Below are 17,174 nucleotides of genomic sequence, written 5' to 3'. Positions count from 1 at the left end.
TCAGCCTCACGTCAGTTCGGATGCAGTCCGAAGAATTCCAGCCCCGTCCGCTCCGGCCAGCCGAAGCGGACGTTCATGCATTGCACAGCGCCGCCCGCGCCGCCCTTGACCAGGTTGTCCAGCGCGCCGATGAGGACCGCGGTGCCGTCGTCCGCGGACACCGCGAACCCGACGTCGCAGAAGTTCGACCCGGACAGGATCTTCGGTTCCGGGAGCCGGTACAGGCCCTGCCGCTGGGCGATGACCCGGACGAACGGCTCGTTGCCGTACGCCGCGCGGAACGCGGACCGGACCTCCTTCTCGGACACCCCGGGCGCCAGCTTCACGTGGCACAGCACCTGCACGCCTCGGACCGCCTCGACGCCGGTGGCGGTCATCCGCACCGTGCGATGCGTGGCCTGTGCGATCTCGGCCTCGTGCCGGTGCCCGGAGGGAGCGAACACGCGGAGGGCACCGCTGCGTTCGGCATGAGCACCGGCGGCTCCGCCGGAAACACCCGATCCGCTGGAACCCGTTCGGGCGTCCACCCGTACCGTGCCCTCGATCAGACCTTCCAGGGCCAGCGGCCGGACCGCGAGAATGCCCGCGGTGGCCATACACCCGGGCACCGCGATGCGGTCGCTCGTGGCCAGTCGGGCGCGATGCCATTCGGGCAGCCCGGTGGTGAAGTCGGGTATCAGCTGAGGGGCGGCGTGCGCGACTCCGTAATAGGACGCGTAGACCTCAGGGTCCCTGAGGCGGAAATCGCCGGAAAGGTCGATGACCGTCCTGGCCAGTTTGAGGAATTCGGCCATCCTTCCCATGGTTTCCCGATGCGGAGCGGCCAGGAAGAGCACGTCGAAGTCGGTGCTCTCCAGGGTGTCGTGGCCGACGAAGCACAGCTCCGTGTGACCGCGCAGGTTGGGATGGGGGCCGTCGACCCGGCGCCCGGCGAGGCGGTCGGAGGTCGCGGCCACGACCGTGACCCGTGGATGACCGTGCAGGAGACGAAGCAGTTCGCCGCCGATGTAGCCGGATGCCCCGACGATCGCTACTCGGAGCATGAGCGTGACTTCTCCAGGAGATGGTCGACGATTCGGTCGGCGACGGAGACCGCGTCGCCGAGAGCCTGCTGGAGGCCGGAGAACTCGACACCGTGGTTGACCTCCAGGACCAGCAGCTCTCCGGTCCCGTCCTCGATCAGATCGACGCCGGCGATCTCGGCCTCCACGGCCTGTGCGGCCATGACCGCGAGTTTCGCGATGTCCGGTGTCAAGGGGCACAGTTCGCTCACCGCACCCCGCGCCACGTTGGTCCGCCAATGCTCGCTGCGCCGGTAGGTCGCGGCCAGCGCCTCGCCGCCCACCACGATCACCCGGATGTCCCGGCCCGGTTTGGCTATCCATTCCTGCAGGTAGACGATCCGCGCCTGCGGTGAGGGCAACGCGGCGACGTACTCCAGCACGGTCTCCGCGGTCTGCCGGTCCGGCAGGGCGGAGACCAGACGGCCCCACGAGCCCTGCAGAGGCTTCACCACGGCCGGATAGCCGATGCTCTCCAGAGCCGTCAGCGCCGCTTCCGGGGTCAGCCCAAGAGCCGTCCGCGGTGTCGGGAGTCCCGCTTCGACGAGCGCGGCGGACGTGCGCCACTTGTCCCCGCACAGCGCGGTCGCACGCGCGGAGTTGACCACGATCGCACCCGCCGCCTCCAGGGCTTCGGCCGCGTACGTCGCCCTGACGAGCCCGATCTCCCGGTTCAGCACGATCGGGTGCGCGGCACGGTCACCGAGGTGGTGCCACCAAGCACGGCTGTCGAAGTGCCGGTGGGCGATCCCTCTGCGAGAGAGGGCTTCGAGGACTGACTTCTCGCTGGCCCGCACGCGGGACGCGAGAACCACGAACGGCTCTTGGCGGCTCACTCGCCCCAGTCCTCTTCGACCTCCGGCGCGAGGGCGGCCCGTATCGGATCGAGCGTGAGAATCTCCAGTTCACTGGCGCATTCACCGCATTCCACTATCTCGCCGATCACCGGTGTTCCGGCGGGAGCCACCGAGTTCTCACATTCAGGACAGGTAATCATGGTCAGGCCCTTTCGTTGACCGCTACGAGGCACGGGTAAACGTAATGGCCGCTGTGGGCGACGGTAGGCAGAATCAGCGGCAGTCTCATCCGGCCCGGGCCGCCCCCGCTGGAGTCCGGCCCCGCACGAGCAGGAGCCGTACCAGCTGCAGCGCCGTGAACCGCTCCGGCAGGTGGGCGCCCGCCGGCCGTACCAGGCCGTGGACCAGCAGCGTGTGCAGGGCGGCAGCCGGATCCGGCACCAGGTGATCGAGGTCGCGGACCGTCCAGTGCGGACGGTCCGCGACCTCGGCCAGCACCAGGCGATAGCACGCGTCCACGATGTCGACGCTGCGCGCCACGGAACGCAGCAGGTCCTGGCAGCCGCAACCCGCCGGGGCGGAAAGGAGGGAGAAGTCCCGGCCGGCCCGGGCCAGCAGGAGTTCGGGCGGGTACACCAGGCCCCAGCCCGCCGCGTACTCGAGCGCCCTGGGTACACCGTCGAGCCAGCGGCACAACCGCGCCACCGCGTGCGCGTTGTCCTCCCGAAGCCGGAACCCCGGCTGCGAGCGGCGCATGTGGGACAGGAACAACGCCACGGACTCGACCTCGCCCAACCGGACGTGGTCGTGGTCCAGCGCCTCTTCCGGCACGGCCATCGCGGTGAGCGGCAGTACGCGCTCGCCCGGCAGATGGCGCGACGTCAGACCGGTCACCACGACGTGCATTCCCGGGCAACGCCGAAGCAACTCGCCCACGTCCACCCCGCCGGGACCCGAAGCGTCGGCGTTGTCGATCACCAGCAGGCCATGCCTCTCACCGATCGCCGCGACGAGGTCGGTGGTCGGATCAGCGGTGCTCGGCCGGGGCCCGCCGGGGTCGGGGCCGGCCACGGGTGGCGCACCGCAGCAACGGGTCCCTCCGGCTGGCGCGTGCCACCCGACCAGCCAGCCCCTGGCCCGCAGCACTCGGGCCGCCTCAAGCACCAGATGCGTCTTCCCGATGCCGCTGATGCCGACCACGCTCACCAGGCGGTGACCGTAGACGGTCACCTGGTCGAGCAGCACCTGCAGCTCCGCTTCCCGGCCCACCAGGGCGCCGGGCGGAGCGGGCGGCTCGGGCAGGGCGGGCTGGACGGGCTGGACGGGCGCGGGCAGTCCGAGCAGCGCGTCCCGCAGATCCGCCGGGCTTCCACCGGCGGCGTGCAGTTGCTGTCGCTCGGGATCGGTCAGCCGCAACGCGTCTGCCAGCAGCCCCACGCTCTCCCGCCGGGGCCGTCGTACCCGTCCGCTCTCCAGGTCCCGGATCGCCCGGACGCTCAACGTGGCGAAGTCCGCCAGCTGTTGCTGAGTCAGCCCGCAGCGGCCCCGATGTCTCTTCAGCAACTCGGCGAAGGAGGCCGTTTCGCGAGGTCCCTCCTGCGGTGTGGGCAGCGGGCGCTGGCGCGGGCCGCCCACGGCACGTTCACGTAGGAGAAGTCCGGTCGCCGCGTTCTTTCCGACGGTACGCGGACCGGCGCTCATGCGCAGGTCGATCTCGCCGCAGGTGTCCCCGTGCGCCGCGCGTCCGAACGCTTCTCTTTCCCCGTCACCGATTCCCCGGACAGTCTTCCGTAGCGTGTAGCTCACAGATTCGGGCGCCCTTCTCTGTATGGTTCCCGCGATCCGACGCCTGTCGGACCACAGGCTCCGGAACCGACCACGGGTGGACCTCCCCGTGTTCACCCGCGGGTCATCCGGCGACGCGGCCCCAACCGCTGTCGTCGCTGGGCCCGGTGGAGGACGCCACAAGGACGCCGGCGCCGCCGCTCTCGGCGGCAGCGGTACCAGCGACGGCACCGGTCATCAGCGCGCAGAGAACGGTGACCGCGAACGCACGGGCAAACTTCATGGCTTCTCCCAGGAGTCGGAGTGAGGAATGCTCGAAAGGTCCCGGCCGACGTTTCCGGCCGTTCCTTCCGCTGTTCCAGACTGGCGGGCACCCGTCCCGGAAGCCACGGACGGAACCATTCACCATGTTCTCCGGCACCAAAGCGAGGGGCGGACGAAAGCTCCATGAGGTCGCAATCGCGACACTACGGGCCCGATTTCGCCATCCAGACGACCCCCACCCGCCCCACCGCACTCGATCGGCCCTCCACTCGCCGGCCACCGGCCCCCGGTCACCGGTCGGAGCGCTGGTCGCCGGTCGCTGCGCAGGCTCATCGCCCACTCGCCAGAGGTCCACGTCCGGATCATCCGCAGCGAGAAGGCCGTCCCGCCGGGGCGGTCGCGCCCTCACTCCGCGGCCTGGACAAGCCGGTGCATTCCCGCGGCCGGAGCACCGGTGGCGGAGAGCCGACGGGCCACCGGGGAGTCGATCACCACCATGGGCAGAACCGGCCGTCCCGGCCCTCCTCGGCCCGGCCGAGCAGGACAGGGCCCAACTCGCCGCCCCGCAAGGCCTAGTCGACCTTGTGTCCTCCAGCTACTAGATTTCGAGCGATGAACCCGCTCCCACGGTTGCCCGTCCTCATCAGTGCGATCCGGAGCACATGCGGGCCAACCGGTAGGCGGCCCACCCATGGCAGCCGGGAGACGTTTGAGCGCGATGAAGGTGGGCGCGTGCCCATACGGGGGTCAACAGCAAAGGACTGATGGTGGAACAGCAGACCGATGACAACGTTCTTACCGTGGGGGACACACTCCGCGCCGAGGAGGTGGCCGTCTACCGCTGGTTGGCTCTGCACGGTCGGCTGGACCCTGTTTCGATGGCCGAGGAGACAGGGGTCGAGGCGGCAGCTGTGAGCGGCGCGGTGGACCGCCTCGTCCGGATCGGCCTGTTACGCAGGGGTGAGGAGGGCGACGACCGCCTCCGGGCTGTGGACCCTCACCTCGTCGCGGCCGTGGCCACCGCACCGGTCGAGCGGGCCATCGCCGAACAGCAGACGCGACTGCGCCTCTTCCAGGACCAGTTCGCCCAGTTGGCCGTCGACTACAACGAGGGGAGACACAGCGCCCCCACGGACCTGGAGACCATCTCCGCGCTCACCCATGTGCGGGCCGCGCTGGACCAGGCGGCCGAGCAGTGCCGCGAGGACATGGTGACCGTGCAGCCCGGCGGCACCCGCCCGCCCGAGGTACTCCAGGACGCGCTGCTCCGGGACAGCCAGATGCTCGCGCGTGGGGTGCGGATACGGACCGTGTACCACCACACCGCCCGGTTCAACAGTCCCAGCCAGGCGTACGTCGCCACCGCGAGTGCGCTGGGCGGCGAGTACCGGACGGCCCACCAGCTCGTCGGCCGGATGATCATCTTCGACCGGAAGCTCGCGTTCATGACCAGGCGCAATGACCGGCAGGGCGCGGTGGTGGTCCGGGAGCCGTCGGTCGTGCACTTCCTGTACGAGCTGTTCGAGCAACTGTGGTCGCAGGCCCAGCCGTTCTCCGACGCGGCCACCGACGGCCTGGAAGCGGTCGCCAAGGACCTGGACCGCACCATCCTGCGACTGCTGTCGTCAGGACTGAAGGACGAGACGATCGCGCGGCGGCTCGGGATGTCCTTGCGCACCACCCGCAAACACATAGCCGACATGATGCAGGCCCTCGGCGCCGAGAGCCGGTTCCAGGCCGGCGTCGCGGTGTCCGAGAGGGGACTGCTGAACGATGACGGAGAGCCGGACGCACCACCCGCGACAGCATGACCTGATCCGGTGCACGCCCCGCGCGCGTGCGCCGTCAGCCCGGACCCTCCAGGTCGAGCCTGAGCAGTGTGGTCGGGACGTGGATGTCCGACAGCCGGTAGGTATGGACCTGGGGCACGAAGAGAGTGCCGCCGGAACGCAGCCGCATGCCGAGTGGGTGCGAGGGGCCCGGTGCCGGCTCCTCACAGGCACGCGACAGGACGCAGCGGCAGGCGCCCTCCAGGACCGTGACCGTGGACTCGGCACCGTTCGGCTCGCTCTCCACGACGGGAGAGTCCGGCGACAGGAAGCGGAAGAAGGGGCGCACCCGCAGGTGCAGCCTGCGGCCCAGCTCGGCCGCCAGTTCCCCCGTGCCCGGGCCGCCCGGCACGGTCGCGTCGACACCCGGTGCCGGACGGGCCGGCCGGGGAATCTTCTGCAAGGCCGGCAGGGTCATCGGGTCCTCGGGCCACAACAGGGCGGCCCCTCGGCCTCCGTTGGCCGCCACGCACAGGACCAGCTCTTCGACGAAGGACCGCAGCGGCTGGCTCAGAGCTCGCCGTCCAGGCACAGTTCTCCGATCTCGCCGCCCGTCCGGGCGATGCCATATGAATGAGGTGCGCCAGGGCACCACGACGCCCGGACACACTGCTGGAAAGGGAGAGGAAACACCTGAGCGGCGCTGAGGCCGCGCTGAGGCCGCCCTAGAATACTGCCGCACGGAATATCGGCGCCGACAGTCACGCGTTCACGCGCCATCCGGCCGGTGGCGACGATCGGGCAGTCGGTCCCGAGTCCGGTCAGACCCTGCGCCGACCGGGGGCCTCCGGTACGGCCGACAGCCCCATGTCCTCGATGGCGCTCAGGGAGCCCTCGACCGACAGAGCCAGCAGCAACAGGTGCGCGCGGTTGCCGACTCCGGTCTTCGCGCGTATCCGGCGCATGCAGGTGTCCACGGCATGCAGACTGACAGCCATGGGCCGGGCGATCTCCCCGCAGGCGACTCCGCGCGCGCCATGACCGAGCACTTCCCTTTCCCGGCCACTGACCGTGCGGACGGCTTCCCGCAGGCTGTCGATCAAGCAGTCGGGCGTTCTTCCTCCGTGTGGTTCCGGCATGCCGGAACCAGCTGGACCACCGTCCCCGGAACTCCCCACGGACCGGGTCGCCTCCGCGTACGCGCAGGTCATCGCGGGGTGGAACCCCAACCGCTGTCGTCGCTGGGCGCGATGGAGGAGGACGCCAAAGTGTCGGCACCACCCGTCCCGGCGGCGGCGGTACCGGTGGCGGTGCCGATCGTCAGCGCACAGAGGACAGCGACCACGAACACACGGGCAGACTTCATCATTTCTCCCAGGAATCAGAGCGAGGAATGCTCGAAAAGTTTTGGCCGAAGTTTTTCGGCCACCCTCTTCTGCAGTTCCAGAATGGCGGGCACCCGCCCCTCAATCCACAGACGGAACCATTCACCAAGTTCCCCGGCATCAAAGCGGGGGGTGAGCAAAACACCCATGTGGTAGGAAATCCATCCAGACCCGGTGCCCACTGCCACGTGCTTTCGGCTTCACCACTCCGGGTGGGGCCGGGGACGGTGGGTGCCGACATGCCCGTCACGTACGAGGAGACGGCCCGGGGCGGGCCGGCGGTCGACACCATCGCGTGCCGAGCCGCCGCCCCGCGCGGCCCCTCGCCTCACCCCTTGCGCCCCACCGCCGCGTACGCCCCGCTGTGGACGCCGCCCTGCCCCGCGACCGGCTCGCCCAGCTCCGGGTGCCACTCCTCGGCCGCGACGATGCCCGGGGCGGCCAGCTCCAGGCCGTCGAAGAAGCGGGCGAAGCGGTCGTGGGAGCGCATCTCCATGGTGACGCCGCCCGCGCGGTACATCTCGTGGACCTTGCGGGACGCCTCCTCGGGGTGGAAGTCCGGGGTGAGGTGGGAGACGACCAGGTAGCTGCCGGCGCAGAGGCGTGCGGTCAGTTCGGCGACCAGCTCGTACGCGCCGTCCTCGTCGGAGAGGAAGTGGAGGAGGGCGTTGAGGGAGAGGGCGACGGGCCTGTCGAAGTCGAGGATCGCGGCGGCCTCGTCGAGGATGCGTCCCGTCTCGCGGGCGTCGGCCTGGACGTAGCCGAGGGCGCCTTCCGGGGTGCCCGTGAGCAGCGCCTGGGCGTGGGCGAGGACGACCGGGTCGTTGTCGCAGTAGACGACGCGGGCGTCGGGGGCGAGCAGCTGGGCCGCCTGGTGGAGGTTGGGCTCGGTGGGGATGCCGGTGCCGATGTCCAGGAACTGGCGGACGCCCCGCTCGGCCAGCCAGCGGGCGGCGCGCAGGGTGAAGGCCCGGTTCATGCGGGCCATGACGGGGATGACCGGGGCGAACGCCGTCAGCTGACGGCCCAGCTCCTCGTCCGGCGGGTAGTTGTCCTTGCCTCCGAGGTACCAGTCGTAGAGGCGGGCGGGGTGGGGCTTGCTGGTGTCGATCTGCGGGGTCTGCGGCGTCTGTGTCATGGGGTCTGGCTCCGTCCGGTCAGGTCGTCGGGCGAGGGGGATGATCAGGGCTTGCGGGCCACCAGGCCGTACTGCGGGACCTCCTCGGGGAGCGTCCCGTCCGGGCCGGGTCCCGCGCGCCAGCGGGAGCAGGAGACGATGCCGGGCTCCAGCAGTTCCAGGCCGTCCAGGAAGCCGGTGAGGTCGGCGGCGGAGCGGGCGGTGATGGGCGGCTTGGCGTTGGCGTTCCAGAAGGCCATGGCCTCGGCGTTGGCGGTGCCGCCCAGCTCCAGGGTGGGGTGGGTGAGCGCGAGGTGGCTGCCGGAGGGGAGCGCGTCGACCAGGTGGCCGACGATCGCGCGGCCGTCCCGCGCTCCCCCACCGCTTCGTCGCCACTCACCACGTCGCCCCTCTCGCCTCGCCGGTCCCCGCGGCGTCACGGGGTGCGCCCCATCATGGCTCAGAGATCAACTCGGCGGCAGGTCAGGGCGGTTGCCCGCGTCCGGGCGGGGTCTCCCTGGCCCGGACACGGGCTGGTGGGCCGGCCTTGCCGGGGCCCGCCTTTCGCTCCTTTCCGTAGAACACGCGGAACTCTTCGTCACCTCCGGCGGTGGTCGCGTCAGATTCCCGTCAAGGGTTCGGCCGCGCTCGTATGGACCCCGTCAAAATGGCGCACCACCCGGCCGACGGTGGGGTTTCCTCTTACTGGTCACCGGCCCAACGGCCGATTTCTTCCACACTCAATCAGGAGCACGCGATGGCCGACCTGGCTTTCGTCGCCACCACGATCGCGATATTCGCGCTGGTGGCCCTCGTCGCCCGGGGAGTGACCAGGATATGACCGTCGAGAACGTCGTCGGACTTGTCGTGGCCGCCGCCCTGGCCGGATATCTCGTACTGGCTCTCCTTTTCCCGGAGAGGTTCTAGGTGCCCTATGAGTTCCCCACTCGCTGGCATCCTCCAGCTGCTCGCCCTGCTGTCCGCTCTGGCCCTCGCCCACCGGCCCCTCGGTGATCACCTGGCCAGGGTCTACTCGTCCGAGAAGCACTACCGGCCCGAGAGGTGGATGTACCGGGCCATCGGCGCCGACCCCTCGGCCCGCATGCGCTGGCCCGCCTACCTGCGCGCCGTGCTCGCCTTCTCGGCCGTGTCCGTCCTCCTCCTCTACCTGCTCCAGCGGGCGCAGGGCCTGCTGCCCGGCTCGCTCGGCTTCGCCTCGATCGACCCCGACCAGGCGTTCAACACCGCGGTGTCCTTCGTCACCAACACCAACTGGCAGTCGTACGCGGGCGAACAGGCCATGGGGCACCTCGTGCAGACCGGCGGCCTGGCGGTGCAGAACTTCGTCTCCGCCGCCGTGGGCCTGGCCGTCGCCGTCGCCCTCGTCCGCGGGTTCACCTCCTCGCGCACCGGTGAGCTCGGCAATTTCTGGGCCGATCTGGTGCGCGGGATCACCCGGGTGCTCCTGCCGATCTCGGTGGCCGGAGCGCTCGTCCTGGTCGCCTGCGGGGTCATCCAGAACTTCTCCGGAATTCACACGGTCGGCCAGTTCTCGGGCGACGCCCAGCAGTGGAACGGCGGAGCGGTCGCCTCACAGGAGGCCATCAAGGAACTGGGCACCAATGGGGGCGGGTATTTCAACGCCAACTCCGCCCATCCTTTCGAGAACCCCACCCCGCTCTCGAATCTCTTCGAGATCTTCCTCATTCTCCTCATCCCCTTCTCGATGACCCGCGCCTTCGGCCGCATGGCCGGTTCGCTGAGGCAGGGGTACGCCGTTCTCGGCGCGATGGCCGTCATCTGGCTCGCGTTCACCGCGCTGATGATGTGGACCGAGTTCGCCGGCCGCGGTCCCGCTTTCGAGAGCGCGGGCGGGGCCCTGGAGGGGAAGGAGACCCGGTTCGGCATCGCCGGCTCGTCGCTCTTCGCCGTGGCGACGACGCTGACGTCGACCGGCGCGGTCAACTCCTTCCACTCCTCGTACACCGGCTTCGGCGGCGGCATCACCCTGCTGGGGATGCAGCTCGGCGAGATCGCCCCCGGCGGGGTGGGCTCCGGGCTGTACGGGATGCTGATCATGGCGGTCGTGGCGGTGTTCGTCGCGGGGCTGCTGGTCGGCCGGACGCCCGAGTACCTCGGCAAGAAGATCGGCACCCGCCAGATCACGTACGCCGCCTGCTACCTCCTCGTCACCCCCGCCCTCGTGCTGGGCTTCACCGGGCTCGCCCTGGCCCTGCCCACCCCGGCGGAGTCGATGGCCCACTCCGGGCCGCACGGCTTCTCGGAGATCCTCTACGCCTACACCTCCGCGGCCAACAACAACGGCTCCGCCTTCGCGGGGCTGAACGCCGACACCGCGTGGTTCAACACCACGACCGGGATCGCGATGCTGCTCGGCCGCTTCCTGCCGATGGTGTTCGTCCTGGCCCTGGCCGGCTCGCTGGCCGAGCAGCGGCCGGTGCCCGCCACCGCCGGCACCCTGCGGACCGACAAGCCCCTCTACTCGGGGCTGCTGGTCGGCACGATCCTCATCGTCACCGGACTGACCTACTTCCCGGCCCTGGCGCTGGGACCGCTCGCCGAAGGGCTCGCCTCATGAGCACCGTCACTCCTCCTCGTACCCCCCGGGACGCCACCACGGCGGAAAGCGGGCCGGCCGTCGACGGCCGCGGCGCCGCGCCGTTGGGCCCGGGGCAGCTGCTGCGGTCCCTGCCGGCGGCGCTGCGCAAGCTCGATCCGCGCGTGATGGTCAAGTCGCCGGTGATGTTCGTGGTCCTGGTCGGCTCGGTGGTCACCACCGCGCTGGCGCTGGCGGACCCCACCGACTGGTTCGGCTGGGTCGTCGCCGCCTGGCTCTGGCTGACCACCGTCTTCGCCAACCTCGCCGAGGCGGTGGCCGAGGGCCGGGGCAAGGCGCAGGCCGACGCGTTGCGCGGCACCAGGACCGGCATCGTCGCCCGGCGGCTCGCCGCCGGTGAGCGCGAGGAACGCGTCCCCGGCACCGAACTGCGGGTGGGGGACCTGGTCGTCTGCGAGGCCGGGGACGTCGTGCCCGGCGACGGCGACGTCGTCGAGGGCGTCGCCTCGGTCGACGAGTCCGCGATCACCGGGGAGTCGGCCCCGGTGATCCGGGAGTCGGGAGGCGACCGCTCGGCCGTCACCGGCGGGACGAAGGTGCTCTCCGACCGGATCGTCGTCCGGATCACCACCGGGCCGGGTGAGACCTTCCTCGACCGCATGATCGGGCTGGTGGAGGGCGCGGCCCGGCACAAGACGCCCAACGAGACCGCCCTGAACATCCTGCTGGCCTCCCTCACCCTCATCTTCCTGCTGGCCGTGGTCACCCTGAAGCCCTTCGCGGTGTACGCGGGCGCGGACGGGGAGACCTCGGTGATCGTGCTGGTCGCTCTCCTGGTCTGCCTGATCCCGACCACGATCGGGGCGCTCCTCCCGGCCATCGGGATCGCCGGGATGGACCGCCTGGTCCGCCGGAACGTGCTGGCCCGGTCGGGGCGGGCGGTGGAGGCGGCGGGGGACGTCTCCACCCTGCTCCTGGACAAGACCGGCACCATCACCCTGGGCGACCGGCGGGCGGTGGGACTCCGCGCGGTCCAGGGGGTGGCCGAGGACGAACTCGCTCGGGCCGCGCGGCTCTCCTCCCTGGCCGACGAGACCCCGGAGGGGCGCTCCGTGGTGGCCCTGACCGAGGAGCGGTACGGCCTCGGCGGCCTCGGCGGGGAGGTGCCGGCCGGTGCGCGGTGGGTCGTGTTCACCGCCCGGACGCGGATGTCGGGCGTCGACGTGGACGGGCTCAAGGTCCGCAAGGGTGCGACCGGTTCCGTCGTGGCCTGGGTGGAGGAGTCCGGCGGCCCCGTCCCCGGGGACGCGCGGGCGCTCGCCGACCGCATCGGCGCGGCCGGTGGCACGCCGCTGCTGGTGGCGGTGGAGGACGTGCGCGGGCGGCGGGTGCTCGGGGTGATCCACCTCAAGGACGTGGTGAAGGAAGGGATGCGCGAACGCTTCGGGGAACTGCGCCGGATGGGCATCCGCACGGTCATGATCACCGGCGACAACCCGCTGACCGCCAAGGCCATCGCCGAGGAGGCCGGTGTCGACGACTTCCTCGCCGAGGCCACCCCCGAGGACAAGCTGGCGCTCATCAAACGGGAGCAGGCGAACGGGCAGCTCGTCGCGATGACCGGTGACGGCACGAACGACGCGCCGGCCCTCGCCCAGGCCGACGTGGGCGTGGCCATGAACACCGGGACCTCGGCCGCCAAGGAGGCCGGGAACATGGTGGACCTCGACTCCGACCCCACCAAGCTCATCGAGATCGTCGCGACGGGCAAGCAACTCCTCATCACCCGTGGGGCGTTGACCACCTTCTCGCTCGCCAACGACGTCGCGAAGTACTTCGCGATCATCCCCGCGCTGTTCGCGGCCGCCTATCCGGCGCTGGACGGGCTCAACATCATGGGGCTCGCCTCCCCCCAGTCCGCCATCCTCTCCGCGGTGATCTTCAACGCGCTGATCATCGTGGCGCTGGTCCCGCTCGCCCTGCGGGGTGTGCGCTACCGGCCCGCCGGAGCCGACCGGATGCTCCGCCGCAACCTCGGCGTCTACGGGCTGGGCGGCCTCGTCGCCCCGTTCCTCGGCATCAAGATCATCGACCTCCTCCTCTCCCTCATCCCCGGAATCGGCTGATCCGCCATGACCAAGAACTCCGTCCGCCGCTCCACACGCCTGCTCGGGGCGGGGCTGCGCGCCCTGCTCGTCCTCACCCTGGTGTGCGGCGTGCTGTACCCGCTCGCCGTCACCGGCGTCGCCCAGGCCCTGTTCCCCGGCCGGGCGAACGGCTCCGAGATCGAGGACGCCCAGGGCCGCGTCGTGGGCTCCGCCCTGATCGGCCAGAGCTACGACCTGCCCCCGCGGTCCGGGGACGCCGACGAGGAAGCCCGCCCCGATCTCCGCTGGTTCCAGCCCCGTCCCTCCCGCGGTCTCGGCACCAACAGCGTCAACCCCCGGTACGACCTGCTCCTGTCCGGCGCCACCAACCGCTCCGGGGACAACGCGGAGCTGGCCGGCTGGGTGAAGGCCGCCAAGGCCGCGGTGGTCAGGGAGAACTCCACCGCCGCCCACCGCGTGCGGCCCGCCGACGTCCCACCGGACGCGGTGACCTCCTCCGGCTCCGGACTGGACCCGCACATCTCCCCCGCGTACGCCGCTCTCCAGGTCCACCGGGTCGCCGAGCGGAACGGGCTGGCGGTGCGGGAGGTCGAGCGGCTGGTCGCCCGGCACACCGAGGGCCGGACGCTCGGCTTCGTGGGCGAGCCGCGCGTGCACGTCCTGGGGCTGAACACCGCCCTGCGCGACCTGATCCGGAACTGAACGAACGGCGGGAGAGAGCCCGTCCCGAGAAAGGAACGACGTCCATGGCCCGGGTGCTCGTGGTGGAGGACGACGCGCAACTGGCGCGCGCCCTGAGGATCAATCTGGAGGTGCGCTCCTACGAGGTGGCGGCCGCCCGGGACGGGGACGGCGCGCTCCGCCTCTTCGGCGTCCGCGAACCCGACGCCGTCCTGCTGGACCTCGGTCTGCCGGACACGGACGGCGTCGAACTGATCAAGGCGATCAGGAGCCGGAGCAGGGCGCCGATCCTGGTGCTCTCGGCACGCCATCTGTCCGGGGAGAAGGTCCGGGCCCTGGACGCCGGCGCCGACGACTACGTGACCAAGCCGTTCAGCATGGACGAACTGCTGGCCCGCCTGCGGGCGGCCACGCGTCGGCGCCGGGCGACCGCCCAGGCGGAGGCACTGTCGGTGGTGACCACCGACCACTTCACCATCGACCTGGTGGCCAAGAAGCTGCTCCGCGAGGGCCGGCCGGTACGGCTGACCCCCACCGAGTGGCACCTGCTCGAAATCCTGGCCGCCAGCCCCGGCCGCCGGGTCTCCCAGCGCGCCCTCCTGCTGGAGGTCTGGGGACCCGCCTACGCCGAGAACACCAACTACCTGCGGGTCTACATGGCCCAGTTGCGGCGCAAGCTGGAGGCGGACCCGTCCCGCCCCCGGTACCTCATCACCGAGCCCGGCCTCGGCTACCGCTTCCAGCCCTGAGCCGACACACCCCCGAGAAGAACGGAAGAACCGGCATGGGACGCGGAAAGCTGCGGATCTACCTGGGCGCGGCACCGGGCGTCGGCAAGACGTACGCGATGCTCTCGGAGGCCCATCGCAGGGCGGAGCGCGGCACCGACGTGGTCGTCGGGTTCGTCGAACACCACGGGCGGCCGCGCACCGAGGCCCTGCTGCGGGGGCTGGAGACGGTTGCGCGCCGCACGTGCGGGTACCGGGGAGGCAGTTTCACGGAGATGGACGTCGACGCGGTCCTGGAGCGCGCCCCCGCCGTCGTCCTGGTGGACGAGCTGGCCCACACGAACGTCCCCGGCTCCCGCCACGGCAAGCGCTGGCAGGACGTCGAGGAGCTGCTCGGGGCGGGGATCGACGTCGTCTCGACGGTCAACATCCAGCACCTCGCCTCGCTGGGCGACGTGGTGGAGTCGATCACCGGCGTCCGCCAGCGCGAGACGGTGCCCGACGAGGTGGTGCGCCGGGCCGACCAGATCGAACTGGTCGACATGGCGCCCCAGGCGCTGCGGCGGCGGATGGCGCACGGCAACATCTACCAGCCGGACAAGCTGGACGCCGCGCTCGCCCACTACTTCCGCCCCGGCAACCTCACCGCCCTGCGTGAACTGGCCCTGCTGTGGACGGCGGACCGGGTGGACGAGCACCTGCGCCGGTACCGGGGGGAGCACCGGATACGGGCCACCTGGCAGGCCCGTGAACGCATCGTGGTGGGCCTGACCGGCGGCCCCGAGGGAAGCACCCTGATCCGCCGCGCCGCCCGCCTCGCGGAGAAGGGCGCCGGCGGCGAGGTGCTGGCCGTGCACATCGCGGCGAGCGAGGGACTGCGCGCGGCCTCGCCCCGGGAACTGGCCAGGCAGCGTTCCCTGGTCGAGGAGGTCGGCGGGACCTTCCACCACGTCATCGGCGACGACGTACCGTCCGCCCTGCTGGAGTTCGCCCGGGGCGCCGACGCCACCCAGGTCGTCCTGGGCGCCAGCCGCCGCAGGAGCTGGCAGTACCTGCTGGGCCCCGGCGTCAGCGCCACCGTCGCCCGGGACTCGGGCCCCGACCTCGACGTGCACATCGTCACGCACGACGCCGTCGCCAAGGGCCGGGGGCTGCCGGCGGCCCGGGGAGCCCGGCTGGGCCGGGCCCGTGTCGCCTGGGGCTGGGCCGTCGGGCTCGGCGGTCCCCTCCTGCTGACCGTCCTGCTCGGCGGTGTCCTCCCCGACGTGGGGCTCACCAACGACATGCTGCTGTTCCTCACCGCCACCGTGGCCGCGGCCCTGCTCGGCGGCATGCTGCCCGCGCTCGTCTCGGCCGCCGTCGGCTCCGTCCTGCTCAACTACTGGTTCACCCCGCCGTTGCGCGAGCCGACCATCGCCGACCCCAGGAACATGGTCGCCCTCGCGATCTTCGTGGGGGTGGCCGTCTCCGTCGCCTCGGTGGTCGACCTCGCCGCCCGCCGGACCCACCAGGCGGCCCGGCTGCGCGCCGAGTCGGAGATCCTCTCGTTCCTCGCGGGCAGTGTCCTGCGCGGGGAGGACTCCCTCGACGCCCTGCTGGGACGGCTCCGCGAGACCTTCGCCATGGACTCGGCCGCGCTGCTGGAGCGCGGTGGCGACGGCGCTCCCTGGACCTGCGTGGCGGCGGTAGGGGAAGGGCCGCCGGGGCGCCCCGAGGACGCCGCCGTGGACATCCCCGTCGGGGACGATCTCGCCCTCGTGCTCAGCGGTCGCGCGCTGCCCGCCGAGGACCGCAGGGTGCTGAGCGCCTTCGCCGCGCAGGCGGCCGTCGCCCTGGACCGGCAACGCCTGGTCGGCCAGGCGGAGCAGGCCCGCCGCCTCGCCGAGAGCGACCGGTTCCGCACGGCGCTGCTGGCCGCCGTCAGCCACGATCTGCGCACGCCCCTCACCGGGATCAAGGCATCGGTCAGTTCCCTGCGTTCGGCCGAGGTGGAGTGGTCGCCGGGTGACCGCACGGCCCTGCTCGAAGGGATCGAGGACGGGGCGGACCGGCTGGACGCGCTGATCGGCAATCTCCTGGACATGTCCCGGCTCACCACGGGCACCGTCGTCCCGCTGCTGCGCGAGACCGGCCTGGACGAGGTGGTGCCCAAGGCTCTCGCCGGGGTGCCCGAGGGCAGCGTCGTCCTGGACGTCCCGGAGTCGCTGCCCCTGGTCACCGTCGACCGGGGGCTGCTGGAGCGGGTGGTCGCCAACATCGTCGAGAACGCCGTCAAGCACAGCCCCGAGGGCCGGCCGGTGCTGATCTCCGCCAGCAGTCTGCGCGACCGGGTGGAACTGCGCGTGGTGGACCGGGGCCCCGGGGTCCCCGACGCGTCGAAGGAGCAGATCTTCGAGCCCTTCCAACGGCTGGGCGACGCGCCGCGCGGAGCGGGCGTCGGCCTCGGCCTGGCGGTGGCACGCGGCTTCACCGAGGCGATCCGGGCCACGCTCACCGCCGAGGACACCCCCGGCGGCGGGCTGACGATGGTCCTCACCCTGCCCCGTTCCGGCGCCACCGAGGACTCCGGTCAGCGCGCGTAGCGGCCCCCGGGCCCTCCCCGGGACACATGCCCCCTCGCGCCGAAGGGCCGCCGCCGGGCGGTGACGGCCTGCCAGGTGACGCGCGGCTCGGACCACCCGGACGACTGCGCCGCCCTCCCCTCCACCACGCCGGGCCGCGTCCTGACGCGCGGCGGCCCGGCCGCCGTGTCTCCGCGCGGGGAGGTCGCGGCGGGCCCGGTCCCGGGCGAGGAGGCTCTGCTGTGCGCCGGGAGCGGCCGGGCGTCCGGTGGAGCCGGGAGGTGGACGTCACCGGCCACGACGCCCGGCCGGACCTCTTTCCCCCGACCGTGGCACCGCG

The 17,174-nt window shown here is 71.6% G+C and carries 18 protein-coding genes and 1 pseudogene; 8 read left to right on the top strand and 11 right to left on the bottom strand.

Annotation, left to right across the window (positions count from 1 at the left end; genetic code table 11):
- Positions 1 to 11: 11 nt before the first annotated feature.
- The 5 genes from argC to ACSLIC_RS19765 all read right to left on the bottom strand — a co-directional run bounded on the left by argC (position 12) and on the right by ACSLIC_RS19765 (position 3,926).
- Positions 12 to 1,043: an N-acetyl-gamma-glutamyl-phosphate reductase gene (gene argC, locus ACSLIC_RS19785; protein WP_436739049.1), complete on the bottom strand. Its 1,032-nt coding sequence runs from the start codon at positions 1,041 to 1,043 to the stop codon at positions 12 to 14.
- Entirely contained in the window at positions 1,031 to 1,897 is an 867-nt protein-coding gene (locus ACSLIC_RS19780; RefSeq protein ID WP_436739048.1) for a RimK family alpha-L-glutamate ligase, read from the bottom strand. Before ACSLIC_RS19780 ends, argC begins: the two co-directional genes overlap by 13 nt.
- Positions 1,894 to 2,058 carry a lysine biosynthesis protein LysW gene (locus ACSLIC_RS19775; RefSeq protein ID WP_436739047.1) on the bottom strand — a complete coding sequence of 55 codons (165 nt, stop codon included), beginning with the start codon at positions 2,056 to 2,058 and terminating at the stop codon, positions 1,894 to 1,896. The genes ACSLIC_RS19780 and ACSLIC_RS19775 overlap by 4 nt, the downstream gene beginning before the upstream one ends.
- 85 nt (positions 2,059 to 2,143) lie before the next feature.
- Positions 2,144 to 3,559: a helix-turn-helix domain-containing protein gene (locus ACSLIC_RS19770; protein ID WP_436739046.1), complete on the bottom strand. Its 1,416-nt coding sequence runs from the start codon at positions 3,557 to 3,559 to the stop codon at positions 2,144 to 2,146.
- A 208-nt stretch (positions 3,560 to 3,767) separates the two neighbouring features.
- Entirely contained in the window at positions 3,768 to 3,926 is a 159-nt protein-coding gene (locus ACSLIC_RS19765) for a hypothetical protein (RefSeq protein ID WP_436739045.1), read from the bottom strand.
- A 781-nt stretch (positions 3,927 to 4,707) separates the two neighbouring features.
- On the opposite strand from ACSLIC_RS19765, the gene ACSLIC_RS19760 reads away from it, so the two are divergent.
- On the top strand, positions 4,708 to 5,718 hold the full coding sequence (locus ACSLIC_RS19760; protein ID WP_436739044.1) for a helix-turn-helix transcriptional regulator: 1,011 nt from the start codon (positions 4,708 to 4,710) through the stop codon (positions 5,716 to 5,718).
- Positions 5,719 to 5,752: 34 nt separating this feature from the next.
- Here the strand turns inward: ACSLIC_RS19760 and ACSLIC_RS19755 are convergent, their stop codons facing one another.
- The 6 genes and pseudogenes from ACSLIC_RS19755 to ACSLIC_RS19730 all read right to left on the bottom strand — a co-directional run.
- Positions 5,753 to 6,139, bottom strand: a complete 387-nt coding sequence (locus tag ACSLIC_RS19755) for a hypothetical protein (protein ID WP_436739043.1) — start codon at positions 6,137 to 6,139, stop codon at positions 5,753 to 5,755.
- Positions 6,140 to 6,497: 358 nt separating this feature from the next.
- Positions 6,498 to 6,815 carry a LuxR C-terminal-related transcriptional regulator gene (locus tag ACSLIC_RS19750; protein ID WP_436739042.1) on the bottom strand — a complete coding sequence of 106 codons (318 nt, stop codon included), beginning with the start codon at positions 6,813 to 6,815 and terminating at the stop codon, positions 6,498 to 6,500.
- A 68-nt stretch (positions 6,816 to 6,883) separates the two neighbouring features.
- Positions 6,884 to 7,042, bottom strand: a complete 159-nt coding sequence (locus tag ACSLIC_RS19745; RefSeq protein WP_436739041.1) for a hypothetical protein — start codon at positions 7,040 to 7,042, stop codon at positions 6,884 to 6,886.
- Between the two features lie 15 nt (positions 7,043 to 7,057).
- Positions 7,058 to 7,210 (bottom strand): hypothetical protein, encoded by a 153-nt coding sequence (locus ACSLIC_RS19740; protein WP_436739040.1) that lies wholly within the window; start codon positions 7,208 to 7,210, stop codon positions 7,058 to 7,060.
- 179 nt (positions 7,211 to 7,389) lie between these two features.
- Positions 7,390 to 8,199 (bottom strand): SAM-dependent methyltransferase, encoded by an 810-nt coding sequence (locus ACSLIC_RS19735; protein ID WP_436739039.1) that lies wholly within the window; start codon positions 8,197 to 8,199, stop codon positions 7,390 to 7,392.
- Between the two features lie 44 nt (positions 8,200 to 8,243).
- Positions 8,244 to 8,546 (bottom strand): annotated as a pseudogene (locus tag ACSLIC_RS19730) (SAM-dependent methyltransferase); the annotation flags it as partial.
- 284 nt (positions 8,547 to 8,830) lie between these two features.
- Between ACSLIC_RS19730 and ACSLIC_RS19725 the strand changes: the two are divergent.
- The 7 genes from ACSLIC_RS19725 to ACSLIC_RS19695 are packed head-to-tail and all read left to right on the top strand — an operon-like array spanning position 8,831 to position 16,855.
- The gene (locus ACSLIC_RS19725) at positions 8,831 to 9,019 is read left to right on the top strand and encodes a hypothetical protein (protein ID WP_436739038.1); all 189 of its coding nucleotides are present in this window, start codon (positions 8,831 to 8,833) and stop codon (positions 9,017 to 9,019) included.
- Complete coding sequence (gene kdpF / locus ACSLIC_RS19720) at positions 9,016 to 9,105, top strand: K(+)-transporting ATPase subunit F (protein ID WP_436739037.1); 90 nt, start codon at positions 9,016 to 9,018, stop codon at positions 9,103 to 9,105. The genes ACSLIC_RS19725 and kdpF overlap by 4 nt, the downstream gene beginning before the upstream one ends.
- A gap of 7 nt (positions 9,106 to 9,112) precedes the next feature.
- Positions 9,113 to 10,777, top strand: a complete 1,665-nt coding sequence (kdpA, locus tag ACSLIC_RS19715) for a potassium-transporting ATPase subunit KdpA (protein WP_436739036.1) — start codon at positions 9,113 to 9,115, stop codon at positions 10,775 to 10,777.
- Entirely contained in the window at positions 10,774 to 12,882 is a 2,109-nt protein-coding gene (gene kdpB, locus ACSLIC_RS19710) for a potassium-transporting ATPase subunit KdpB (RefSeq protein ID WP_436739035.1), read from the top strand. The genes kdpA and kdpB overlap by 4 nt, the downstream gene beginning before the upstream one ends.
- Before the next feature lie 6 nt (positions 12,883 to 12,888).
- A complete protein-coding gene (locus ACSLIC_RS19705) occupies positions 12,889 to 13,566 on the top strand; it encodes a potassium-transporting ATPase subunit C (protein ID WP_436739034.1) in 678 nt (225 codons plus the stop codon).
- Positions 13,567 to 13,610: 44 nt separating this feature from the next.
- Complete coding sequence (locus tag ACSLIC_RS19700) at positions 13,611 to 14,294, top strand: response regulator (protein WP_436739033.1); 684 nt, start codon at positions 13,611 to 13,613, stop codon at positions 14,292 to 14,294.
- Positions 14,295 to 14,329: 35 nt separating this feature from the next.
- The gene (locus tag ACSLIC_RS19695) at positions 14,330 to 16,855 is read left to right on the top strand and encodes an ATP-binding protein (RefSeq protein ID WP_436739032.1); all 2,526 of its coding nucleotides are present in this window, start codon (positions 14,330 to 14,332) and stop codon (positions 16,853 to 16,855) included.
- The last annotated feature ends 319 nt before the right edge of the window (positions 16,856 to 17,174 follow it).

Origin of the sequence: Streptomyces sp. BBFR102 (assembly GCF_051397025.1) — a bacterium.
In the GTDB taxonomy this organism is placed as follows: domain Bacteria; phylum Actinomycetota; class Actinomycetes; order Streptomycetales; family Streptomycetaceae; genus Streptomyces.
Note: the sequence above shows the minus strand (reverse complement) of the source record. Positions and strands in the feature narration are given on the sequence as shown.